The sequence below is a fragment of the Ercella succinigenes genome (genome assembly GCF_900002895.1).
On the sequence record NZ_CDHP01000033.1, the window covers coordinates 1 to 25,454 of the forward strand.

The 25,454-nt window shown below is 38.3% G+C and carries 21 protein-coding genes and 1 riboswitch; of the genes, 8 read left to right on the top strand and 13 right to left on the bottom strand.

The features are described 5' to 3' along the window. Positions 1-283, top strand: a 283-nt coding sequence (locus AC0KSB_RS07745) for a transposase (protein ID WP_472306876.1), incomplete at its 5' end; no start/stop codon positions are given. 266 nt (positions 284-549) lie between these two features. On the opposite strand, the gene AC0KSB_RS07750 is transcribed toward AC0KSB_RS07745, so the two are convergent. After that, a complete protein-coding gene (locus tag AC0KSB_RS07750; protein ID WP_472307968.1) occupies positions 550-3,186 on the bottom strand; it encodes a methyl-accepting chemotaxis protein in 2,637 nt (878 codons plus the stop codon). A gap of 316 nt (positions 3,187-3,502) precedes the next feature. Next, positions 3,503-3,583, top strand: a riboswitch (ZMP/ZTP riboswitch). Between the two features lie 51 nt (positions 3,584-3,634). On the opposite strand from AC0KSB_RS07750, the gene pflB reads away from it, so the two are divergent. Both pflB and AC0KSB_RS07760 read left to right on the top strand, forming a co-directional pair. Further along, positions 3,635-5,881 (top strand): formate C-acetyltransferase, encoded by a 2,247-nt coding sequence (gene pflB / locus AC0KSB_RS07755; RefSeq protein ID WP_472307970.1) that lies wholly within the window; start codon positions 3,635-3,637, stop codon positions 5,879-5,881. Then, positions 5,871-6,641, top strand: coding sequence for a 4Fe-4S cluster-binding domain-containing protein (locus AC0KSB_RS07760; RefSeq protein ID WP_472307972.1), 771 nt, complete (start codon positions 5,871-5,873; stop codon positions 6,639-6,641). Before pflB ends, AC0KSB_RS07760 begins: the two co-directional genes overlap by 11 nt. Positions 6,642-6,739: 98 nt before the next feature. Here the strand turns inward: AC0KSB_RS07760 and mmsB are convergent, their stop codons facing one another. From mmsB to chvE, 3 genes are all read right to left on the bottom strand, one after another. After that, on the bottom strand, positions 6,740-7,903 hold the full coding sequence (gene mmsB / locus AC0KSB_RS07765) for a multiple monosaccharide ABC transporter permease (protein ID WP_472308081.1): 1,164 nt from the start codon (positions 7,901-7,903) through the stop codon (positions 6,740-6,742). Next, complete coding sequence (gene mmsA / locus AC0KSB_RS07770) at positions 7,887-9,440, bottom strand: multiple monosaccharide ABC transporter ATP-binding protein (RefSeq protein ID WP_472307974.1); 1,554 nt, start codon at positions 9,438-9,440, stop codon at positions 7,887-7,889. The genes mmsB and mmsA overlap by 17 nt, the downstream gene beginning before the upstream one ends. An 85-nt stretch (positions 9,441-9,525) precedes the next feature. Further along, on the bottom strand, positions 9,526-10,701 hold the full coding sequence (gene chvE, locus AC0KSB_RS07775) for a multiple monosaccharide ABC transporter substrate-binding protein (protein ID WP_472307976.1): 1,176 nt from the start codon (positions 10,699-10,701) through the stop codon (positions 9,526-9,528). A 315-nt stretch (positions 10,702-11,016) separates the two neighbouring features. On the opposite strand from chvE, the gene AC0KSB_RS07780 reads away from it, so the two are divergent. Both AC0KSB_RS07780 and AC0KSB_RS07785 read left to right on the top strand, forming a co-directional pair. Continuing rightward, on the top strand, positions 11,017-11,799 hold the full coding sequence (locus tag AC0KSB_RS07780; RefSeq protein WP_472307978.1) for a DeoR/GlpR family DNA-binding transcription regulator: 783 nt from the start codon (positions 11,017-11,019) through the stop codon (positions 11,797-11,799). A gap of 85 nt (positions 11,800-11,884) precedes the next feature. Then, positions 11,885-13,447, top strand: a complete 1,563-nt coding sequence (locus AC0KSB_RS07785) for a sugar ABC transporter ATP-binding protein (protein ID WP_472307980.1) — start codon at positions 11,885-11,887, stop codon at positions 13,445-13,447. 10 nt (positions 13,448-13,457) lie between these two features. Here AC0KSB_RS07785 and AC0KSB_RS07790 read toward each other — a convergent pair whose 3' ends face one another. Further along, positions 13,458-14,459 carry a biotin--[acetyl-CoA-carboxylase] ligase gene (locus tag AC0KSB_RS07790; RefSeq protein ID WP_472307982.1) on the bottom strand — a complete coding sequence of 334 codons (1,002 nt, stop codon included), beginning with the start codon at positions 14,457-14,459 and terminating at the stop codon, positions 13,458-13,460. 344 nt (positions 14,460-14,803) lie between these two features. Here AC0KSB_RS07790 and AC0KSB_RS07795 point away from each other — a divergent pair, with 344 nt between their 5' ends. The 3 genes from AC0KSB_RS07795 to hydF are packed head-to-tail and all read left to right on the top strand — an operon-like array spanning position 14,804 to position 17,821. Next, a complete protein-coding gene (locus AC0KSB_RS07795; RefSeq protein WP_472307984.1) occupies positions 14,804-15,058 on the top strand; it encodes a TM1266 family iron-only hydrogenase system putative regulator in 255 nt (84 codons plus the stop codon). Positions 15,059-15,068: 10 nt separating this feature from the next. Beyond that, positions 15,069-16,472: a [FeFe] hydrogenase H-cluster radical SAM maturase HydG gene (hydG, locus tag AC0KSB_RS07800; protein ID WP_472307986.1), complete on the top strand. Its 1,404-nt coding sequence runs from the start codon at positions 15,069-15,071 to the stop codon at positions 16,470-16,472. Next, positions 16,469-17,821 (top strand): [FeFe] hydrogenase H-cluster maturation GTPase HydF, encoded by a 1,353-nt coding sequence (hydF, locus tag AC0KSB_RS07805; RefSeq protein WP_472307988.1) that lies wholly within the window; start codon positions 16,469-16,471, stop codon positions 17,819-17,821. The genes hydG and hydF overlap by 4 nt, the downstream gene beginning before the upstream one ends. Before the next feature lie 103 nt (positions 17,822-17,924). Here hydF and AC0KSB_RS07810 read toward each other — a convergent pair whose 3' ends face one another. From AC0KSB_RS07810 to AC0KSB_RS07845, 8 genes are all read right to left on the bottom strand, one after another. Then, the gene (locus AC0KSB_RS07810; RefSeq protein ID WP_472307990.1) at positions 17,925-18,113 is read right to left on the bottom strand and encodes a zinc-ribbon domain-containing protein; all 189 of its coding nucleotides are present in this window, start codon (positions 18,111-18,113) and stop codon (positions 17,925-17,927) included. 192 nt (positions 18,114-18,305) lie between these two features. Further along, a complete protein-coding gene (locus tag AC0KSB_RS07815) occupies positions 18,306-18,785 on the bottom strand; it encodes a peptidylprolyl isomerase (protein WP_472307992.1) in 480 nt (159 codons plus the stop codon). Between the two features lie 30 nt (positions 18,786-18,815). Next, the gene (locus tag AC0KSB_RS07820; RefSeq protein WP_472307994.1) at positions 18,816-20,273 is read right to left on the bottom strand and encodes a nicotinate phosphoribosyltransferase; all 1,458 of its coding nucleotides are present in this window, start codon (positions 20,271-20,273) and stop codon (positions 18,816-18,818) included. Further along, positions 20,273-21,082 (bottom strand): tRNA pseudouridine(38-40) synthase TruA, encoded by an 810-nt coding sequence (truA, locus tag AC0KSB_RS07825; RefSeq protein ID WP_472307996.1) that lies wholly within the window; start codon positions 21,080-21,082, stop codon positions 20,273-20,275. The genes AC0KSB_RS07820 and truA overlap by 1 nt, the downstream gene beginning before the upstream one ends. Next, complete coding sequence (locus AC0KSB_RS07830) at positions 21,082-22,059, bottom strand: ROK family protein (RefSeq protein ID WP_472307998.1); 978 nt, start codon at positions 22,057-22,059, stop codon at positions 21,082-21,084. Before AC0KSB_RS07830 ends, truA begins: the two co-directional genes overlap by 1 nt. 151 nt (positions 22,060-22,210) lie before the next feature. Further along, positions 22,211-23,014 (bottom strand): energy-coupling factor transporter transmembrane component T family protein, encoded by an 804-nt coding sequence (locus AC0KSB_RS07835; protein WP_472308000.1) that lies wholly within the window; start codon positions 23,012-23,014, stop codon positions 22,211-22,213. Continuing rightward, positions 23,015-24,820: an energy-coupling factor transporter ATPase gene (locus tag AC0KSB_RS07840; protein ID WP_472308002.1), complete on the bottom strand. Its 1,806-nt coding sequence runs from the start codon at positions 24,818-24,820 to the stop codon at positions 23,015-23,017. Positions 24,821-24,919: 99 nt separating this feature from the next. Further along, positions 24,920-25,444 carry a bL17 family ribosomal protein gene (locus tag AC0KSB_RS07845; protein WP_472308004.1) on the bottom strand — a complete coding sequence of 175 codons (525 nt, stop codon included), beginning with the start codon at positions 25,442-25,444 and terminating at the stop codon, positions 24,920-24,922. Positions 25,445-25,454: the final 10 nt, after the last annotated feature.

The window sequence follows — 25,454 nt, forward strand, 5'->3', positions numbered from 1 at the left end:
TACGGCTGTTTTTGCTTTGCCGGAAGCCTATCGCAAACGACTGAGAACCAGTAACAGCATAGAACGACTCAACGAAGAGCTACGTCGTAGGGAACGCGTTATACGGATATTCCCCAATGATGACAGTCTTATCCGACTGATGGGAGCAGTTCTGATGGAGCACCATGAAAAATGGTTGACCGGCAAAAAGTATTTCATAATGGATCGCTACTTTGATGAGAGAGAAACAGCAAGAAAAGAAGCGTTAGCAGAACGAGCAGCATACCTGCATGTTGTCACCTGATTCATGCAGATACCGGAAGACAATTTACACCAACTTTTTGGACTTGACTTTTTTCTGCATTTATCTATTAAACACTTAATACATGTTTTCGTCGAGGAATCATTTTTATAAAAGTTTTCAAAAAAATTTCTCTTTCCTATTCAAATAGTAGAAAAAAAGTCTGAAATTCTTGACTAATCAAAAATTTACAGACTTTTTCATTATAAAAAAATATTTTTTACTGTGTTTAATTATGAACGTTTTATGCTTTAGAAGTTAAAGGCAAATCAGAAATCACCAAATGAGTTATCTGATAAAAAGTCTTTTTCAATGGTCTTCTTTTCAGTTTGTTTTGATGATTTTTGTTGATTTTTAATCTCTGCTTCCTTTTTACTTGGCTTTTCTTTTTTCTTCGGCTCTGTATTTGAAGAATAGTCTTTGGGAGCAGCAACATTTTTTTCGTCTTCTACAGATTTTTTAAAGGCCTTAACTTTATGGTTATTAACTACTTTATCTTTCTTGTCAGGCTGACTTTGATTTTCTGAAGAATCGGCTTTTAATGTAAACTGAGCCACATACTGACGTAGCAGATCCGATTGACCTGAAAGCTGTTCACTGGCAGCAGCACTTTCTTCCGAAGTTGCAGAGTTCATCTGTACTACTCTTGATACTTGTACAAGTCCTGTATTTATCTCTGCTATACCGCTTGCCTGCTCATTTGATGCTGTGGATATCTGCAAAATAAGCTCATTTGTTTTGCTGACTTTATCCATGATATCTTTCAAGGCATCTGCCGTCTGTTGGGCTATCTCTGTTCCGTCATTCACATGCTCTATCGATTTTTCTATCATCAAGGTTGTTTCTTTTGCTGCTTCCGCACTTCTTGCCGCCAGATTACGTACTTCTTCTGCTACTACGGCAAAACCTTTTCCCTGCTGGCCTGCCCTGGCTGCTTCTACTGCTGCATTTAGTGCCAGTATATTGGTCTGGAATGCTATATCATCTATGACCTTGATGATCTTTGAGATATTGCTTGATGATTCATTTATCTCATTCATTGCATTCAGCATTTTGCTCATACGGTCATTTCCGCTTACCGCACTGTTTCTGGCCTGTTCACTCAGATCACTTGCTTTTACCGCACTGCTGGCATTTGTCTTTGTCTGATTAGAAAGTTGTTCTACTGATGCTGTCACTTCTTCTATTGAACTTGCCTGTTCGGTTGCACCCTGTGATAAAGTCTGACTTGAGCTGGATAATTCTTTTGAACCTGTAGCTACTTCATCTGATGCCTGTTTTATATCTCCCAGTAATCTGTTAAATGAATCTATAGCTCCGTTTAGTGAATTTTTGAGAACTGCATGATCACCTTCATACTCACCTTCCATACCGACACTTAAGTCGCCACTGGAAAGTGCCTGTATAACAAGTGCTGCATCCTGTATTGGCCGCACAAGTGCATCTATTGTCTGGTTAAATCCATTTACAATTCTTCTGTAACCGCCTTCAAACTTTTCTGCTTCTGCACGTTTGCTTAAATCTCCGCCGGTTGCTGCTTTTGTCAGCTCATATGCTGCACGGATTATATCTTGTATAGAACGATATACTGCCAACACAGATGGCGTCAGCTGATCCTCTTGTGATAATTGTCCTCGTTTACGGAATTCTTCTAACCTTCTGATGTCTCCCTGTGATGCTTTTACTATGGCATCCTGCAGATCTATCAGGTTATCTCTTACCTGATTGGTATCATTTGCCAGTTCCTGCATCATGCCGGAATAATTATCCGACATCGGCACGGTGAGGTCATTCACTGCTAGTTTACCCAGAACTGTTTTAGCTTCTTCTACAGGTTCTACCACTCCGTCAAGAGTTGCATTAAAACCTTCTACAATATGTGCATAGGCACCTTCGAGTTTTGATGTATCTCCTCTGGTTTTCAGTTCGCCCGCTGTTGCCGCTTCGGTCAGTCTGTTTGTTTCCGATATCAGAAGGTTAAGGGATGCCGCTGTCTGTTCTAGAGCAGGGCTGATCTCATCTGCTTCATCTGCTATATTAACCTTGAATTTTAGATCTCCTTTTGATATTTTCTGTAGATTGGCTACAAACACCTGCTGCAAATGATCTGCAAACTGATTCATCTTGCGCATCATACTGCTTATTTCATCTCTGGACTTCGGATCTACCTCTACTCTGTTGCTTAGATGTCCCAGGCTAAGCTCATCTAGCATATCTCCTGCCTGACGCATTACTTTTATTATTCCGCCTGTTACTATAAGACTTAACAATACTACCAAAATAAAGCTTACTGCTACTACCGCTATAATAGATATAGCTGATGCTCTTACCATTGTTGCTACATTTTGAACTTCACTTACCATAGCAACTTCCATGATATCTGTGATTTCATTCAATCCAGCACGGGCAGAATTAAAATCATCGAGAAAAGTAGTAGAGTATATTACTGATACTCTATTATTTCTGACCATTGTAGTTGCAAGATCACTCCAGCGGCCGAATTCTTCTCTGACTCTTTCAAAATTCTCAAATACAGTAAGTCCACTCTCTTCACCTCTATAACCCGACCAGACCTCTCGATTATTATTCAGAGCTTCCTCTGCCAGGTCTATGCGCTCAAAAGCCTGTTCAAAATTCTCCAGCATATCTGCTTCTAGTTCTTGAAAAGACCTGCTCGCGTTGTGGGCGGTCATCTCTTGAAGAGAATTTAATGCCTGATACATATCGCGGTCTGCATTAAGCAGATAGCTTGTAGCTGCCAGACCCTCATCATAAAGGACAGCTTTCATATTGTCTGTTACATCATTTAGCTGAAAAACAGCTAAAGAAGTAATACCAATAATTACTATCATTGGCACCGCAATGAGAAAGAGAATTTTCTGCCGGACTCCGATTTTCTTAAACATACACAACCTACCTTCTACTAATCTGTTTTACAAAAACAGCTCCGATTAAAAACATATTAAAATACACAGAAAAATTATCGACTTAACCTTCATTAAGTCAAGATTGATCAGATTTTTCAATTTTCTATTTCTTCACAATTAACATACGTGACTAAAGCATGTTTAACTTAAACTCTATTGTATATATTATCGTCTATATTGTCTATTTCTTGAGGACAAAAACAGGTAATTTAACTACATATTGAACAACAATTATAATTAACAATTTCTGTGTAACATGCTGCCTTGACAAGCTTGATATGCAAATTTATACTTACGGTGATTCTGGGACTGGCGGATAGTGGATAACCACAAGGAACCAGAATCATCCTTAGTGTCGACCGCCTGGGCTACAATTATTTAGTCCGGGCTTTTTTGTTGCTATCGGGCAAAAAGGAGGTTGATTCAAATGCATGCTACACCTAAATTCAAAGCGGGAATATGGCAAAATACAATAGATGTGCGTAATTTTATTCAGACAAATTACACACCTTATCATGGCGATGATAATTTTTTGTCGGAACCAACAGCCAGAACTATCAATCTACTGAAAAAATTTAACGATTTACGTAATCTTGAGCTTTCCAAAGGCGGCGTTCTTGATATTGATATTTCAACAGTTTCTTCCTTATTAAATTATAGACCTGGATATATAGATAAGGATCTGGAAATTGTAGTTGGTTTGCAGACAGACAGCCCATTAAAACGTTCAGTCAATCCTTTTGGTGGCATCAGAATGGCCGAAAAAGCTTGCCAGGATTATGGCTACAATCTCTCAGAAAAAGTTCAGGAACATTTCCGCTACCGTACAACACATAATGATGGTGTTTTCAGAGCATATACAAAAGAAATGCTGACAGCCAGGAAAGCAGGCATAATAACTGGTTTGCCCGACGCATACGGACGCGGAAGAATCATAGGCGATTATCGCAGAGTTGCACTTTATGGAGTAGATAAATTAATTGCAGTCAAGGAATCTGATCTTGAAAATATCGGCAAAAAAGATATGTCTGAAGAAAATATCAGGCTGCTGGAAGAAATCTGGAGACAGATTGATTTTTTAAAAAAATTAAAGAAAATGGCAGAAATATACGGATATGATATTAGTAAGCCGGCTCAAAATTCCTTTGAAGCTGTACAATGGCTTTATTTTGCATATCTTGCAGCAATAAAGGAGCAAAACGGGGCAGCTATGTCTTTGGGAAGAGTAAGTACTTTTCTTGATATTTATTTTGAAAAAGATATTGCTGAAGGCACTTATAATGAAAATAAAATACAGGAAATTGTTGATGACTTTGTTTTGAAATTACGAATGGCAAGGCAGCTTCGCACGGCTGAATATAATGAACTTTTTGCCGGAGATCCTATGTGGATAACAGAAGCTATCGGTGGTTGCGGAGAAGATGGCAGGACACTTGTTAGTAAAACATCCTATAGATTTTTGCATACTTTGCGGAATCTAGGTTCTGCCCCGGAACCTAATCTGACAATTCTCTGGAGCAATCAGCTGCCAGACAATTTTAAGCAATACTGTGCCAGGCTGTCTATTGAAACAGATGCCCTGCAGTATGAAAACGATGATTTGATGCGTCCGCAATTTGGTGATGACTACTCTATAGCCTGCTGTGTTTCGGCAACCAAAACAGGTAAACAAATGCAGTATTTTGGGGCTCGTTGTAATTTGCCTAAAATACTTTTGCTAGCTTTAAATGGTGGAAGGGATGAAATCACAGGCTTACAGGTAGGCCCTGAAACCGAGCCTTTCAAAGGTGAATATCTGGTCGAAGAAGATGTGGTAAAGAAATTTGAGTTTTACCAGAGCTGGTTGTGTAACTTGTATGTCAAAACTATGAATGTTATTCATTATATGCATGATAAATATGCGTATGAAAAACTTCAGATGGCACTTCATGATTCAGAAGTAGAAAGAGTTATGGCATTTGGCTTGGCTGGGTTATCAGTTACAGCTGATTCATTTAGTGCGATTAAGTATGCCAAAGTAAAACCGGTCAGAAATAATGAAGGACTTATAACTGATTTTAAAATCGAAGGCAATTTCCCTAAATTTGGAAATGATGATGACAAAGTAGATTTAATTGCTACACAACTGGTTGATAAATTTTATCAGGAACTTTGTAAAACAAGTTGTTACAGAGGCGCAAAACATACTTTGTCAATACTTACAATAACCTCTAATGTAGTATACGGGGAAAAAACAGGTTCCACTCCGGATGGCCGCAAACGCGGCGAAGCCTTCGCACCGGGAGCTAATCCGGTACATGGCAGAGATACTTCAGGAGTCCTTGCAAGTTTGAATTCAGTTGCCAAGATCAATTATAAATCCTGTCAAGATGGAATTTCATGCACAATGACCGTTACACCTAAAACACTGGGAGAGAAAATCAAAGAGCAGACCAATATACTAACATCAATATTAGATGGCTATTTCATACAAGGAGGTCATCATTTAAATGTTAATGTTTTACAAAGAGAAATTCTGGAAGATGCTATGAAACATCCTGAGAAATATCCTGAATTGACGATCAGAGTATCAGGGTATGCAGTTCATTTCAACAGGCTTAACCGCAAACAGCAGCAAGAAGTAATTGCAAGAACCTTCCATAGTTTGATTCACGGAGGGAAAAATGCTGGGTAGAATACATTCATTAGAAAGCTTCAGCACTCAGGACGGTCCAGGTTTAAGGCAGGTCGTTTTCTTCCAAGGATGCCATTTACGTTGTAAGTATTGCCATAACCCTGATAGTTGGAGTACAGGATCCGGGGAGATTACAGATAGCCAGGAACTACTCGATCGCTTAATAAGATTTAGACATTACAGTAAAAACGGCGGAGGAATTACAATCTCCGGCGGGGAGCCTTTGCAGCAGCCAGAATTTCTGCTGGAATTATTGTATCACCTCAAAAGAGCTGCTATGCATACGGCTCTCGATACAAGCGGATGGCCTTATGATGATTCAAGAGATGAATTACTCTTATCTATTCTGAGTCAGACCGATCTGCTTATAATTGATATAAAAGCGGCAACAGATAAAAAATATATCGAACTTACAGGCAAAACCTGCCATGGAAGAGACTATTTACTCGAAAAATCTATTATATGCAAGAAGGAAGTTTTGTTAAGACAGGTTGTTGTTCCTGAGTATAATACAAATGAAGCTGATCTTAAAGCTATGTCAGAATGGATTATTAACTGGCAAAAAAAAGGTCTTTTAATAAAAAAAATTGACCTGCTTCCATATCATACTTTAGCTGCAGATAAATACAAGCAACTGGGGCAAGTCTATGAATGGAACAGTTACAGGCCAGCAGAACAAGATGATCTGGATCAATACACTGACAAGCTAAAAACTTATTTGAAAAGCAGTGGATCGGACCGCGCTCTGCTAGGTAATTAAGAATTTAAAAAGGAATGTCTCATTTTATGAAACATTCCTTTTTCGGGTTCCCTGATTATATGGGCAATATATACCAGGGTGAAGCAAAAGGAGTTTTATTAATCATTACCTTCTTTTGTTAAAACATCAAAGGCAACCGCACCTAGCAAAACAAGACCTTTTATCGCTTGCTGCCAGTCAATACCAATACCCATTATAGACATACCGTTATTCATAACACCCATAACAAGAGCACCGATTATAGCACCCATTATTGTACCTATACCACCTGAAGCGGAAGCTCCACCGATAAAGCAGGCAGCAATTGCATCAAGTTCAAAACCATCACCAGCTTTAGGAGTTGCAGCATTCAAACGGGCTGAGAAAACTATACCGGCAATAGCAGCCATAAATCCCATATTTGTATAAACAGCAAACATCATCCTCTTTGTATTGATACCAGAAAGTCTAGCTGCTTTTTCATTTCCTCCCATAGCATATACACGACGTCCTAAAACTGTTTTCTGAGCTATGAAATTATAAATTGCAAATAAAATACCTATGAGAATAAGAACTGTAGGAATACCTTTGTATGCAGCCAGTGAATACCCTATGAAACCGATAAACACAGCAGAAATAAGTATTTTCAAAATATCCCAGATCAGTTTTGATGGCTCCAGATCATATTTTCTTTGTTGAACACGCTTCTGTAAAACTCTGAAAGCTGCTCCTAGTATCAGAATACCTGTTAATATCAAAGTAGTAATACTTATCGTTTCATTATTGAAAATATCACCGATATATCCGTTTGAGATATTTTCATATAATTTGGGGAAAGGAGCCAATGTACGGCCGCCAAGAATAACCATTGTTAACCCTCGGAAAACAAGCATACCTGCAAGGGTTGCTATAAAAGGCGGAATTCTTACATAGGCTACGAAGAAACCATGGAAGGCACCTATAAGAACACCTAGCACCAGCAGTATCAATATAGCCGGTATAGCTGGTATCTTCATCGTTACCATCAAAGTTCCGCCAATAGCACCAATTATTGCCACAACAGAACCAACAGATAAATCAACATACCCTGAAATGATGACAAACATCATGCCCATTGCCAGTACCAGAACATACGAGTTCTGCAATATCAGATTAGTAACATTCTGCGGCTGCAATAATACACCTTTTGTTGTAAATTGGAAAAATATTATTATTAGAATCAAAGCAATATACATTGCATATTGCTTAAGGTTTTGTTTAAGTAATTTACGAATCTGCTCCATCATTACCCCTCCCGCGACTGCTGATAATTGATTTCATTATAACTTCCTGCGAAGCTTCAGCACGGCTTAACTCTCCGCAAATTCTACCTTCATCCATTACATATATCCGGTCACACATGCCCAGAATTTCGGGCATTTCTGAAGATATGAAGATCACACCTTTACCAGCAGAAGCTAGTTCATTGATAATACCATATATTTCATACTTGGCACCAACATCAATACCCCTTGTCGGTTCATCAAGGATAAGTATATCAGGTTGTGCAAAAATCCATTTACTAAGAACAACCTTTTGCTGATTACCACCACTTAGATTAATTGTTTTTTGAAAAACACTAGGAGTTTTTATTGAGAATTTTTTTCTGAATTCTGTGGCAGCCTGAGATTCACGATAATCGTCAATAACACCATTACGTGAAACACCCTTAAGATTTGCCAGCGTAACATTAAAACGAATATCTTTCATCAGAACCAAGCCATAGGATTTTCTATCTTCCGATAAATAAGCAATTCCGTTTTTAATAGCCTTGCTGACCGAACCGGTATCTATTGTTTGCCCGTTTTTGATAACAGATCCCGAAATGCGTTTGCCATAGGATTTGCCAAAAACCCCCATGGCCAGTTCGGTTCTGCCGGCACCCATCAGTCCGGCTATACCTACAATTTCACCTTTTCGAACATTTATGCTTACATTATTAGAAATTACTCTTTCTTCATTTAGCGGGTGATATGCAGTCCAATCCTTGACTTCAAAAATCACCTCTCCGATATCAGGTATACGCTCAGGGAAGCGATGTGTCATATCACGACCAACCATTCCTTTAATTATGCGATCCTCATTGATGTCATCCACACCAACTTTTAAGGTCTCTATTGCAGCACCGTCACGCAGTATCGTTATACTGTTTGCTACCTTTACAACTTCATTAAGTTTATGTGAGATCAGAACGGAAGCTATCCCTTGTTTTTTAAGTTCAAGCAAAAGATCAAGCAAATTCTGACTATCATTCTCGTTTAAAGCAGCCGTCGGCTCATCCAATATAAGAAGCTTAACATTCTTTGAAAGAGCTTTGGCAATTTCCACCAACTGTTGTTTGCCCACACCAATATCCTTTATCAGGGTATTGGGATTCTCATTTAACCCGACTTTTTTCAATAATTCATTAGTTCTTTGAATAGTTGTATGCCAGTTTATAACACCTTTTTTTGCGGTCTCGTTGCCCAAAAAAATATTTTCCGCAATTGACAAGTAAGGAACAAGCGCAAGTTCCTGATGTATTATTACTATACCTTTCTGTTCGCTTTGCTTGATATCCTTAAATGCACAGGATTCGTCTTCAAATAGGATTTCACCATCATAAGTACCGTATGGATATACACCACTTAGTACATTCATCAAAGTCGATTTTCCTGCTCCATTCTCACCCACCAGGGCATGTATTTCCAAGGGTTTCACCTGGAAAGAAACACGATCAAGAGCAATAACGCCTGGAAAAGTTTTGGTTATATTGCGCATTTCCAGCAATACGTTTGACATGAGTCACTCTCCTTTTTTATCCGAACGACGGCGGCGGTCTTGCCGCCGCCGCCTGCGAATCAAGGTTAATAGAAAATACTGCTAATTACTGCAGATCTGCTTCGGTATAATAACCTGTGTCAATTACAGCTTCTACATAGTTATCAATTGTTACAGCAACAGGCTCAAGCAAGTATGAAGGTACTATTTTAACGCCGTTTTCATATGTTGTTGTATCATTGATTTCAGGTTCTGTTCCTTTTAGAACTGCATCAACCATCGAGGCTGCTTTTTTAGCAAGTTCACGAGTATCTTTAAAGATTGTTGAATACTGCTCGCCTGCGATTATTGATTTCATTGAAGCTACTTCAGCATCTTGTCCAGAAACATATGGTAATTTGCCATCACCAAAGTAACCAGCACTCTTAAGAGCAGAAATTATGCCGATTGAAATACCATCATATGGTGACAAAACAGCGTCTACTTCAACATCTCTGCTATAGTGGGCTGTCAGGATATTATCCATTCTGGCCTGAGCTGTAGCACCATCCCAACGAAGAGTAGCAACCTGCTCAAAGCTTGTCTGTCCGCTTTTTACAACCAATACTTCTGAATCAATGTATGGCTGAAGCACTGACATAGCACCATCAAAGAAGAAATAAGCATTATTATCGTCTGGGGAACCAGCAAACAATTCAATATTGAAAGGTCCAGTTTCACCATCTTCAAGGCCTAATGCATCAACCAGAGTAGATGCTTGCTGTACACCAACTTTGAAATTATCGAAAGTAGCATAATAATCAACAAATTCACTACCGCGAATCAGACGATCATATGCGATAACAGGAATACCAGCCTCACCGGCCTGATTCAAAACTTGTCCCAGAGCTTCACCGTCGATAGATGCTATAACGAGACAATCAACACCTGTTGTGATCATGTTTTCCAGCTGAGCTACCTGATTTTCAATAACATCTTCAGCGTATTGCAAATCTGTTTCATAACCCATTTCCTGAAGAACTCTAACCATGTTATTTCCATCATCTATCCAGCGTTCTGATGACTGAGTCGGCATAGCTATACCAACTTTCATCTTTTCACCATCGTTTGAAGGTTCATCAGTGTCTGTGTCGTTGGTGTCATCGCCACCATTATCGTCTGCTGCTGCAGTAGTTGTTGTCGGTGCCTGAGTCGTGTCCTCTGAACCGCCACATGCTCCCAGAACCATTGCGACAACAAAAATTATCGCCATAAGCAAAGATAAGAGACTTCTACGTTTCATTTTTTTTCCTCCTTAGGTTTTCAGTGTTAAGCTTTAGTCACATTTGCTAAAACGATCGCTAGTTTTCGTTTTTGTCTTTCGTTTGCTTTCGTTTTACGTTTTCAGTTTACACTCTATTCATACTTTTGACAATATGTAATTTTTGTACAATATTTACAATAGTTTTTTGTACTATTTGTCGCAACACTTTGTTTTTATTTGTTTTTTTTACGAATTAAATTAAATATTTTCTTATGAGAGCTGTTTTCTGTTTTTTCTGGTAAAATGGTGAAATAGATAATTTCATAAAATCAATATGAATACCGAGGTTGACAAATGTTTGCTGCTGAGCGTCTGCGTATAATCAAGAGTTATATGATTGAGAAAAAAAAAGCAAGCGTGACGGAAATAAGCCGTATGCTAAGTGTGTCTGAAGTAACAATCCGCCGAGATCTGGAAGCCCTTGACGAGGAAGGCTTCTTGACAAGAACGCATGGCGGAGCAATATTAAACGGCGAAGAAAATATGGATGCACTGACAACGGTCGGTGAACTGGATCCAGAAAAGCAGATTCGCGATGAAATAAGTGAAGTGGCAATATATCTGATAAATGATGGTGATACACTATTATTTAGTCCAGGTCTGACAAATCTTGCAATTGCAAGAAAACTAAGTAGAAAAAAGAATCTGGTGGTACTTACTACTGATATCAGAATTGCAGCAGAACTTATTCATCATCCTTCAGCAAAAGTTATCATGCCGGGTGGTGATCTTGACCCTCTTACCCATTCCATGTTCGGTCAGCTTACGGTAAACGGACTGGATCAATATTATGTGTCCAAAGCGTTTATAGAAGTAGATGGGATTAACCTCAAAAGAGGTTTTACCATCAAACATCCGAGTCAGCTTGATGTAATAAAAGAAATGATGAAAATAGCTACACAAAGATATTTTGTGGCTGTTCCTTCGGCATTTGATCAGATATCTTTTGCTCAGCTTGGAGATCTTGATACAGCATCTGCCGTAATCACACATCCTAACATACCTGGAAATTATAAGAAAAATCTGTTTGAACGTAATATAACCCTGTACGCTTCTTTTACAGCCTACAGACATTAGCAGCACTTTTCTGAAAGGGCAATTATCAGAAAAGGATTGAAAAGAATTGCATTACAGTAATTCAAATAGCAAAAGGATTATTTTAATGGCATTTAATGGTTCAGAAAAAAATCATATAAAAACACAAGCTTCAAAAGCGCCGCTTATTGAAATAAAAGGAATCAGTGCTGCTGTTTCCGAGTTTTTTTCTTTGAAACAAATCGATCTTGACATTTTCCCCGGCGAAGTACATATGATAATGGGGGAAAATGGTTCAGGCAAATCTTCTTTAATAAATGTAATATCTGGAAATCTGCCTATGCAAAAGGGAGAGATCCTTCTGGATGGTCAAAAAGTTGATATAAATTCACCGGCAAAGGCTAAAGAGCTTGGCATTGCTACAACATACCAGTATGCAAATCTTTTCCAAAATCTCACTGTGGCGGAAAACATATATATCGATCATTTACCGGTTCGTGGCAAATATATAAAATCGGTGGACTGGATAAAACTATATCAGAATGCAGATATTCTTCTAAAAAAGTTAGGATTCAATCTTGATAGCAGATTACCGGTAAAAAGGTTGAATATAGCAGAAAGACAGCTTATAGAAATTGCCAAGGCATATGTCTCTAATGCTCGTATTGTCATACTGGATGAGCCTACGGCAACACTTACAGATAGAGAAGTAAGTTTATTATTTAATATCATTAAAGAATTCAAAAAGAAAGATATCGCAATTTTATATATTTCACATAGAGTTAATGAGATTCGTCAGATCGGCGACCGCCTTACAATACTTAGGGACGGGCGAATAATCATAACCGATACAGTTGAAAATTATAAATCCCAGGATATTATCGGACACATGAGCGGTTTATCCTTCAGAGAACGTTATCCCAAGCTTACTATTCAAACAGGTGAAGAGGTTATGCGTGTAGCTAATCTTTCTTTCCAGCATGTTTTGCGAAATATAAATTTTTCTTTGCGTCGGCGCGAAGTTCTGGGAATAACAGGCCTTGTGGGTTCAGGAAGAACCATGATTGCTAAATGCATTTTCGGAGCCATGAAACCAGATTCCATAGATCTTTATCTTTCAGGTGAGCATACAGTAATCAATAATCCTTCCGAAGCAATAAATCTTGGTTTAGGTTATGTTTGCGAAGACCGTTATATAGAAGGCTTATTTGCTGATATGAATTTACCTATGAATATTACTACACCTGATTTCGCACTTAACGAATCAAGAGCTGTGATAAACAAACATAGGGAAAACTCTATGACCAGAAAATATATCAGTAAAATGGTAATAAAAACAAATTCTATCTTTGACAGAGTCAGAGAACTTAGTGGGGGCAATCAACAGAAGGTTCTTCTTTCAAAATGGATATATTCCCGTTCCGATATTTTGATTCTGGACGAACCAACCAGAGGAATTGACGTAGCTTCAAAAGTTGATTTGTATAATATCCTTAATGAAATGCTTCGAAAAGATGTTTCGATTCTATTTATTTCCTCAGATATAGACGAAATGGTCGGCATGTGTGATCGCATTATGGTTCTTTATGGTGGTCAGATTGCAGCAACTATAGACCGCGCTGAGGCAAGTCGCGAAAAAATAATGTATTATGCAACAGGTAATTATCTACTGACTGACAAGTATGATTAAATCTGTTTTTCTAAGTATATCCAAGCAAACCCCTTACCGAAACTTCCCCTGCCTGGCATATATATTTGCTACCATCAGACAACTCGGCAATAAGGTCTCCATTTTCTGACAAATCTACAGCCTTTGCATATAGAGTTTCACCACTATGTTTTTTTATTACTATATCACGTCCGATAGTTGCACAAGCGTCTTTATACTCTTGCAGCCAGACCGGTCTTTCTCCGATGATTTTTTTCGAATATAGTGGATAGTCTTTAGTCATGACCTGTAATATTTTTTCCAGCAAACGCAATCGGTCATACTCCTTTCCTGTTTCCAGCCTAAGAGATGTAGCTTTGTTTTTTATTTCATCTTCAAAAACCGTATTATTAACATTTATGCCTATGCCTATGATAACAGCCTTAATAAGCATATCTTCAAAAACCGTTTCTGTAAGTATTCCACATATTTTTTTGCCCGATGGCATTGCTACAAGATCATTAGGCCATTTGATTGCAATTTCTGAATCCACAATTTCGGTCAAAGCTTTTTGTACACAAAGACCGGCAAACAAAGTTATATTTGCTATTTGCATAGCCTCTGAATCTGGTCTGAACATAATGGAAAACCATAATCCTGAAGCTGGCTCCGATACCCATTTTCTACCTAGTCTTCCTCTGCCATGTGTTTGCTTATCGGCTACAAATATTTGCCAATTTTCACTTATATAGTCAACCTTTCTTCTAGCAGCAAGATTGGTTGAATCGATTTCAGAATAATATTCTACCGTCATATTTTGTAAAAGCTTATTTTGGCTGAAGCTGTTTTTAATTTCCATGGCACTAAAAATTCCCGCTCTGCTTTTTAGCTTATAACCATGATGCTTTACACTTTCTATTTCATATCCCTGCTCACGAAGAGTATTAATATTTTTCCAGACAGCAGATCTGCTGATGCCTAGAACACTGCTTATTTTTTCGCCTGATATATAATCATTGCTATCTTGCAGAATATTTAATATTTTTTCTCTCAAAATCAGCCTCCATAAAATCATCCGCCAAAAGCAAAGGATGGTTTAATTAGTATTCTATATAATTGTAATTATATCTGATTTGACCTTCAAGAAGCACTTGTTCGGTAAAAGATTTTAAACTTGACTTGCAGAGAATAATAATTCAAAATAGTAACTGATTCCATCTGAGTAGCAAAAAAACTTTGATGAAATCGCTTAATCAGATATTTTGTCGAACCCTGATTGAAAAGAAGTTCTACTTCTAATCTTAAAGGAGACGTTCATAACTGGCAAGGACAGCGGGGTCCTTCCGGCTTGATATGCTTCTTCCAGGGGGAAGAAGTTTTTGTTTTTAAAGGAGGATTATGAAAAGAATTGCAGTAATAAGTGCGATATTGGAAAATCCTGCCAAAGCTCAAAAGACCTTTAATGATATTGTTTCTGATTATCAAAGTATAGTGCGCGGCAGAATGGGTATTCCTTTTGATCAGAATGACATGGCAGTCATAAGCCTCACTCTGGTTGGCACAATGGATGAAATAAACAGCCTGACCGGTAAATTGGGTAATGTTCCCGGCGTTCAGGTAAAGGCAGCTATATCCCGTAAAGAGATCGAATGAGAGGCTCTTTATGTATCGGAAAAACACAGTCCCTTTTATTGATAAAGGGAAAATGATCGACTGGCTAAAAGATGCCAAAAACGCATCTAATAGTCAAATTAACGCAATTCTTGATAAAGCAGCAACATTTGAAGGGCTCACTCACAAAGAAGTCGCTGTATTGCTAACTATGAAATCCCAAGAGCAAGAAAAAAAACTATTCAAGATAGCAAGACATATAAAGGAACAAATATATGGACAACGAATCGTTATGTTTGCACCTTTGTATGTAAGTGATTTTTGTGTAAACAACTGCACATACTGTGGGTATCAGAACAGTCATGATTTCAGGCGAAAAATTCTTAACCAAAAAGAAATAGCAGAAGAAACAAAAGCAGTCATTGACCTGGGACATAAAAGAATTGCTCTTGAAGCCGGAGAAGATGATAAAAAAGCAAGTATTGAATATATTCTGCAATCAATTAAAACTATTTATGAAACAAAAACTGATAGCGGTGAAATCAGAAGAGTCAATGTAAATATAGCTGCGACGACAGTTGAAAATTACAAAAAATTAAAAACTGCAGGTATCGGTACATATATTCTTTTTCAGGAAACATATGATCCTGATTCATATGATCAATATCACCTGGACGGACCTAAAAGCGATTATTTCTGGCACACTATGGCGTTTGACAGGGCTCAGCAAGCCGGCATCGACGATGTAGGTGGCGGAGTTTTGTTCGGTCTTTCTGATCCCGCTTTTGAAGTTCTGGCATTAATGCTGCACCAAGAGTATCTTGAAGAAAAATACGGGGTCGGATTTCACACTATCTCGGTGCCACGAATACGTCCGGCACCAGGAAGCAAAAACAAGAATTATCCGTATGCTCCTGACGATGAATATTTTAAGCGTCTGGTAGCAATTATCAGACTGGCAGTGCCATATACAGGTATTATCGTTTCAACCAGAGAATCAGCATCAATGAGAAAAGATCTTATTGATTGTGGAGTAACTCAAATGAGTGCAGATTCAGCGGTTGGAGTAGGCGGCTACAGGGTAAATCGTTTAAACAAGGAAGAGTCAACGGCTCAGTTTAGCCGCTGTGATGAAAGAAGTACCTCCCAGGTAATTGAATGGATGCTGGAAGAAAAGTTAATACCTAGCTATTGCACCGCCTGCTACCGCAAATGCCGCACAGGCGACCGTTTTATGCAGCTAGCCAAAAGCGGTCAGATAAAAAATGTTTGTCAACCTAATGCACTTGCCACCTTAACAGAATATTTGCTTGATTACGGTGATGAAAATCTGCAAAAAAAAGGCTTTGAACTGATCGAAGCCGAAATCAATGCAATAAAACGTTCTGATATCAGAGAAATTACTAAAAAAACTTATCTGAAAATCAAAAACGGCGAAAGGGATATATTCTTATGATAAAAAACAAAACAGCACTTGATAACGGTATTACAAATATTCATATGTCGCCACTGGCAAACAGAAGACAAATTGCTATATTCGGAGCAACAAATGCAGGCAAATCAACTTTATTCAATCACATTTTAGGACAGGAAATGTCTATTGTATCAGAACAGCACGGGACAACTACAGATCCTGTTGTAAAATCTATGGAATTACTTGATTATGGTCCAATTGCTTTAATAGATACTGCAGGTCTTAATGACAAAAGCGAACTAGGCCAAGCAAGAATAAAAAGAAGCAGACAATTTCTAGGTCGCTGCGATGCTGCTCTGTATGTTGCAGATGCTCCGGTTTGGTTTGAGAAAATTAAAAATCAGGAAATCCTCAAAAAATCTTTTGATAATGAGATGATAGAAAAAGATTATCAGCAATTGTGTAGCGAGTTCGAAAAATATGATATACCTCACCTTCTTCTGCTCAACAAAGCTGATTTGTTGAGTAAAGATGCAAAAAAACTTCTGGAGCAAAAATTTCCACAGGCTCTTTTTATTGGTTATGGCATTCCTGCAGAGTCTGACTACATTTATTCAGCACTTAGAAAATTACTTGATAAATCTGATAGTTTATTAACTCAAACTATAACAGATACTCAAAATACAGACACTTTTTCCTTCCAGAAATCAGAGTCGGCAATTGCAGGACTTATAAAAGAAGGTGAAACTGTACTTATGGTAGTCCCAGTCGATTCGGAAGCACCTAAAGGCAGATTAATACTGCCACAGGTGCAGCTGATACGTGATTGCCTTGATAACGGTATAAGATGCCTTGTCTGCAGAGATATTGAACTTGCTCAAACAATAAATGACTATAAGGATAGCGGAATAAACCTTGTGGTAACAGATTCTCAAGCTTTTGCCGAAGTTGCAGCTACTGTACCGCAAAATATTCCTTTAACCTCTTTTTCTATGCTCCTTGCCGCACAAAAAGGAGATTTTGATCAAATGGTCAAAGGGGTAAAGAAAATAGCCGAATTAAAAGGCGGAGATTATATACTCATAAGTGAATCCTGCACACACAATACAAGTCATGAAGATATAGGACGTGTAAAAATTCCTGCTTTATTGAAAAAAATTACCGGTCTGGAGTTTGATTTTGAATTCTGTGCCGGTCAGGCTTATCCTTCAGATCTTTCTAAATACAGCCTTATTATACACTGCGGAGGCTGCATGATCACTCATCGAACTATGCTAAACAGGATAAAAACAGCTGGTCAACAGAATATTCCCATAACTAATTACGGTTTAGTCCTGGCATATGGAAATAATATACTTGAACGCAGCACGGAAATTTTTAGACAAAAATAATTTTGTTTTACACCAACAAAAAAGGAGTGCTGATGCACTCCTTTAATCTTGCTAATCTGGTTAGGTCTTTCCAGTTAACAAACAGCTATGTCAGTGGTAAATATTACCAACCGTTGCTGTAACGGTTTCCACCGCCATTGTTGTTGTTGCGCTGCTGTTTACGAGCTCTGCGGCAATCAGGACAACGCTGAGGTTCATTTGCAAAACCTTTTTCCTGATAGAAAGCCTGCTCGCCCTCACTGAAAATAAATTCTGCTCCACAATCTTTACAATTAATGTTCTTGTCTGGCATAATAAACGCCTCCTTAAAATTTATAGGACATGATCTGGAACGACGACCTTTGAACTAAAAGACACAATCCAAATCAAGTCAGGAAGGCGCTGTATTCTTAGATGATCGGTTTAGAGCATTGACCTTAGGTTAGAATAACATGTTATTACATAAATAGCAAGTTTTTTGTGTAATTTGTCAAATTGATAAATATTATTCAATTACTATAGATGCAATTTTCTGTTCTTCTTTGGGTCTGTCACTGCTGTCTGTTTCTGTTGCTGCAATATCATCAACAGCTTCTATTCCCTCAATAACATGACCAAAAGCAGCATACTGACCATCCAAATGCGGTGAATTCTGATGCATAATAAAAAACTGTGATCCTGCTGAATCAGGACTCATTGAACGAGCCATTGAAATCACGCCTCTTTCATGCTTTATTTTGTTATCAACACCGTTTCTGCTAAACTCACCTTTAATCTGATATCCTGGGCCACCCATGCCTGTTCCATCTGGACAACCACCTTGTATCATAAAACCTGGTATGACACGATGGAAAATCAAACCATCATAGAAATGATCATTTACCAGCTTGATAAAATTTTCTACAGTAATTGGAGCCTGTTCCGAATCAAGCTCTACTCGAATTTCTTTTCCGTTCTCCATTGTAATTTTTGCTATAGTTGACATAATACACCTTCCCTTTTCTCAATTTTTTTATCAATGCTGGTTTTCAAACAGCATTTTCTCTTTTAAATCCCATAAGCTCTGGGACAAATCTACATAGTAAGTCTGTGGATTATCAAAGCGTCTTATTGAGTCCCACAAACTCTCCAGTTCATTAAAACAATAATTTCTTATTTCTTCAATTGGCTTAAATTGATAAACTCTTTTGCCTTTTTCAAATATCGGTTCCAACAGCGGTCTTACAATAAAATTATCGAGAGTTTTACGCTTCCAGGTATGCATAGGATCAAAAATTTCGTAACAGCCACTATCATCTATTGTTTCATCTCTTAATGTTATCAGGTCAGCCAGAGCTTTTCCAGTTGCTTTATCATAAAATCTCCAGAGATTTTTGTCTCCTGGGTTTGTTATTTTCCCTGCATTTTCTGAAAATTTCATTTTGGGAATCGTCACACCATTTTTTTCAATAGCGGAAAGTTTATAAACACCGCCAAAAACAGGCTCCGCTCTTGAAGTTATCAGTCTTTCACCTACACCAAAACTGTCAATTGCAGATCCTTGCTGAATAAGATCTCTAATTATATATTCATCCAGAGCATTGCTCACCGATATTTTACAATCTTCAAGACCTGCATCATCAAGCATTTTGCGCGCTTTTACCGTAAGATACGCAAGATCACCACTATCTATCCTGATTCCTTTCAAACGTTTACCCATAGGAATAAGAATTTCTTTTGCTATCCTGATTGCATTTGGTATTCCAGTCTTAATTGTATTATAAGTATCAACCAGCAACACTGTATTATCTGGAAAAGATTTTGCATACGCGGCGAAAGCAGAATATTCATCATCGAAAGTCTGTACCCAGCTATGAGCCATTGTGCCAAGAATAGGTATATTAAAATGTTCTCCACAAATTGTACATGAGGTGCCGCTTACACCAGCAATATATGCTGCTCTTGCTCCTAGAACAGCCGCATCATAGCCTTGTGCACGTCTGGCACCAAATTCCATAACAGGCCGCCCCTTAGCTGCACGTACAATTCGTGCAGTTTTAGTAGCAATCAGGCTTTGATGATTTATTGTAACCAACAGCATTGTCTCTATCATCTGTGCTTGAATTAAAGGTCCACGTACTTTTACTATTGGCTCATTTGGGAAAATAGGTGTGCCTTCAGGCACAGACCAAACATCACATTTAAAATCAAAATTTCTAAGATAATCAAGAAAACGCTGATCAAACTGCCCTGTTGAACCAAGCCACTCTATATCGTCTTCAGTAAAACAAAGGGAATTCAGATAATCCACAATCTGTTCCAGACCTGCCATAATCGCAAAGCCTCCGGATTCAGGTACAGAACGAAAAAAAAGATCAAAACATGCAGTTGTATCCTGTAAATCATTATCCAGATAACCTTTAGACATCGTTAACTCATAAAAATCAGTTAGCATCGTAAGGTTGGTTCTATCTTTCCATCTTGGGCTGTACATTAGAATATTCCCTCCTCCATTGACGGGCATAATGAAAAATCAAATGGTGCAGGATCATAATAGACCCATTCCAGACATAATCCTTGTGGCGGCATAGTCTTACCTGCCTTTTTACGATCTCCTGAAAGTAATATTGCAGGCAAATCTTCGGATTTAATTTTCCCTTGCCCTATATACAAAAGAGTTCCGGCAAGGATTCTGATCATATGATACAAAAAACCATCGCCTTCAACAATCAGTGTCAGAACATTATTCTTTTCTATAAGTTCAAGAAATCTTATGGTTCTTTCTGTTTTTCTGATAACACTTCCCTGGTCCATCATAGATTTAAAATCATGTTTGCCGATCAAATATGGCAAAGCAGATTTCATTGCATCTATATCCAGTTTGCCTGGAACATGCGCCAGTAAATGTCTTTGTAAAGTAGGTCTAATCGGATTAAGCCAATATCTATAGCAATATCTTTTTGCTACAGGATGTATCCTTGCATTAAAATCCCAGGAAACTTCTCTGGCACAGCGAACAGTAACCTCCGGCGGAAGCAAACTGTTAAATGCAAGTGGCACTCTGCTATCAGGAATATTAATCGATGTTCTGAAATTGCTGACATGAGCTCTTGCGCTTACACCTGTATCTGTTCTGCTGCTACTTATCAGATTAATACTTTCACCAGTCAATTTTTTCCAAGTATCCTGTATTGTTTTCTGTACTGATACAACATTATCCTGATATTGCCAACCATGAAAAGCACTACCGTCATATTCAGTGAGTAAAGCAACCTGTCGCATGTTGTCTAACTTCTGAGACATTAGCCTTTAATTCCATCTTCAATACAATTCATTGCCATCATGGCCGCACCGACAATTCCTGCGTCATTGCCCATACGAGCAAGCTCAATGCGCGGTATAGCAACTCCCGGGGCAAGATAAGCTTTTTCCAGAGCCTTTTCACGAACAGGCAGCAGTAAAGCATCTCCTTCATTACATACTCCGCCACCAATTACTATGACCTCTGGCATAAAAGCATTAATTACATTTGCCAGTCCTTCTGAAAGCATTTCAATATAGTTTTCTACAACAGCAGTGGCAGCCTGATCATTCTGACGCATACCGATAAAAGCTGTTCTGCCATCGGCATGCCCGTCATTTTCTTTAATAAGACTATTCAATACCGAATCAGGGTTCTCTTTTGCAGCTTTCTCTGTTTCACGTACAAGGGCTGTCGCAGAAGCATATGCTTCAAAGCAGCCATGTCTGCCACAAGTGCAAAGTTCTCCACCTGATTTTATAACGATATGACCTAGCTCACAGCCTGCATGATTAAAACCGCTGTATATCCTGTTATTTATAACTACGCCTCCGCCTACACCAGTTCCTAGAGTTATGGCTACTGCATGGGAAGCACCTTTGGCACCACCGGCAACACTTTCTGCCAATGCTGCAACATTAGCATCATTATCTATATAAACAGGTAAATCAATTACTTTTTTGATTTCACTTCTCATTTCAAGGTTTCTAAACGGCAAATTATTTGCATATATCAATTTGCCAGTATCATTATCCGGTGTTCCCGGCGAACCAATTCCTACAGCTTCTATGTCTTTGACTTCAAGTTTATACTTTTTGATAACACGTATCGCCAGTTTTCCCATATCACTGACTATTTCCAGCTGATCTCGATTTGTATTGGTTTTCATTCTGTCTTTCAACAAAATATTACCTTTTTCATCAATAAGTCCTACCTTAATATTTGTTCCTCCGAGATCAATTCCAATAAAATAACTCATGTAGATTTACCTCCAGATTGCTGCAAAAATCAAAAATTTTGCCGATGCGACAATATAAATAGCAATTTCATAAATTACAGTGCAAAATAGTTTGTTTAATTATAGCTAGCTCACAGTTGCAGTTCAAGCAAATTAAAGTTTGAAACTATTGTTATAATACAAATTGTATAATTGCTATAGCAATAGTCAACAAAAAAAGATATATGGCAAAGTACAAATCCAGATTTTGAAAATGCAGACTTTTCATACGTGTTCTGCCTTCTCCTCCTCTATAGCATCTTGCCTCCATTGCTGTTGCAAGATCTTCTGCTCTTTTAAAAGCACTAACAAAAAGAGGGATAAGAACAGAAACCAACCCTCTGGCTTTGCTCACCAGACCACCTGTGTCATAATCGGCACCTCTCGATGATTGAGCTTTCATAATTTTATCAGTTTCTTCCAGTAGAGTAGGTACGAATCTGAGAGCTATTGACATCATCATTGCCATTTCATGTGCAGGGAAGCCAAATCTTCTAAGCGGGTTGAGCATTTTTTCCATAGCATCTGCTACCATTACAGGAGTTGTGCTTAAGGTAAGAAGTAAAGTTGTATTCAAAATCAACAAAGTCAACCTTACAGCCATTCTTAAAGCAGTCCAGACACCTTGATCGGTAATTGTAAGTGGACCTATTCTTAACCATGTTTCACCTGTTCCTGTAAAAAGATTTAATATAAAAGCAAAAACCAAAATAAACAAAATCGGTTTTAAGCTCAGCAAAACCTGTTTTGCAGGAACTTTTGAGAGGGCTATCATTGCTACGGTTAATAATACCAAGGCGATCATGGCAACAGGTTTTTGCGCTGCAAAAATAAGAACCATCATAATGATAACAGCCAGTAATTTTGTTCTGGGATCCAGGCGATGTAAAATTGAATCTGCCGGATAATAACGGCCTAAAGAAATATTTCCCAGCATTTAGACTTCACGCACCTTTCTAACTGCATATTGGATTATTTCATCCACGGCGGCTTCAGGAGTATAGTGATCAGCGCATATGCCCGGCATATCTTTTTCAATATCGTATAAAAATGCAGTAGTTTTTGGCATTGATAATCCCGCCTGATTTAAATGCTCTTCATTTCGAAAAATTTCTTGAGGGGTGCCATATGCATGAATCCTGCCATTTTTTAAAACGAGTATACGATCTGCTAATCTGGATATATCCTCCATACTATGTGAAACGAGAATAACTGTTACTCCCATTTCTTTAAGCTGGGATGCATATCCTAAAATTTCATCTCTTCCAGCGGGGTCTAATCCGGCAGCCGGCTCATCCAGTATAAGAATTTCCGGCTTCATAGCAAGTATACCTGCAATAGCAACGCGTCTTTTTTGGCCTCCCGATAATTCAAATGGAGAACGTTCCATAAGTGATGCATCTATACCTACAATCTGAGCCGCTGCAAGAACACGTTTATCTATTTCATTTACATCAAGTCCCATCCTTTTGGGTCCAAATGCAATATCCTGAAAAACAGTTTCTTCGAAAAGTTGATGCTCTGGATACTGGAATAAAAGACCTGCTTTTTGTCTGATTTTTTTTATATCCGCATTTTGAGAAACCGAATATTCCAATACATTTACAGATCCTGACTGTGGTCTTATTAAACCATTTAGATGTTGTATCAATGTTGATTTGCCTGACCCGCTATGTCCGATAATTCCGAACAATTCACCTCTGTATACATCAAAAGAAATATCTGACAAGGCCTCCGATGACATTGTAGTACCCTGATTATAAATATAGTTAAGATTTTTTACGGCTATGACAGGAGTATCAATTTTTGCAAAATTTTGTTCTTTGTGCTCATTTTTGCGACTGGAAGAATTCTTGATAATTTTTAGTCTGTCTTCCTGACTGCAGTTTGATATTTGTTCAGCAATTCTTTTTACTGCTGAAATAGCACCATTCCAGGCTGTAGTTTCCAATGGTCTTAAACTAAAACCTGTTTTTTGAGATAGTAACCATGCTATATCCATATGTGCTGGAACATCAAGTCCCAGATCTTTGATAACATCTACTTTATCAAAAATTTCGGCAGGAGATCCTTGAAGTACCACTTTACCATTATCCATTACATAAACTTTGTCAGAAAGAAGTACTTCTTCCATGTGATGTGTTATGTTAATTACAGTTATACCTTCGGTTTTAATCAGTCCCTGGACTAAAGCCATAAATTCGTTTCTGCTTACAGGATCAAGCATGGCCGTCGATTCATCAAGGATAAGACAACGAGGCTTCATTGCAAGGATACCTGCTATAGCAAGTTTCTGTTTTTGACCGCCTGATAAAAGATGTGGTGGCTTTTGTGCCTCTTTGGAAAGACCAACTACTGAAAGTGCATTATCAACAGCCTGTCGGATTTTTTGGGGTTCCATACCCAGATTTTCAGGGCCAAATGCTACATCTTCTTCAACTGTCGTTCCGACAATCTGATTATCAGGGTTTTGAAAAACCATACCGCACTGACTTCTTATCAACCAGGTATTATTATCATCACCAGTACTCATACCAGATACAATAATCACACCATCGTCAGGTTTTTCAAGAGCATTGATCAATCTGGCAAGCGTAGATTTTCCTGATCCATTCCTGCCAAGAATTGCTGTGTGACCTGCCTGCTCGATAAGCAAACTAACATTATCAACCGCGACCAAAGGATCTTGTTGATGCTGTTTGTAGCGAAAAGTCACATTATCAATATCCACTATATTGTTCATATATTCACCATTAAAAAAAGACGGGGACAGGCAATACCTATCCCCGCTTATGACGGCTGAAACCGTGTCATCACCTGGAATAACAAAAAATGTATAAAATCAAACTAATTCCAGTATTGCCATTTCCGAGGCATCACCACGTCTTGCACCTAATTTGATAATTCTGGTATATCCACCATTACGATCAGTATATTTAGGTGCTATCTCGGAAAACATATAGTTTACCGGATTGAGATTTTTACCGGAACTATCATGACTTTTGTTTAACCACAGCATCATTTTACGTCTGGCAGCCAGGCGTGAAGGATCATCAACCTGTACCATTTCAGTTTTCATCTCACGTACAACAACATCATAGTCATTGCCGTTTTTCGAAGTAGCAGATTTTAAAACTTTACGACCCTTTGCATCAAGCTTTGCAGCAGATACGTTAATTTCGCGAGTTGTAAAGTTATCTTTCTCACGAACAGACAGAGTTATCAGCTTTTCTGCGATACGCTGAACTTCATGTGCACGTGCCGTAGTTGTTTCAATCCGGCCATTCAGTATAAGTGCTGTAACCAGATTTTTCAGAATGGATTTGCGCTGATCTGAAGCGCGTCCAAGCTTCCTATACACAGGCATTCAAATTACC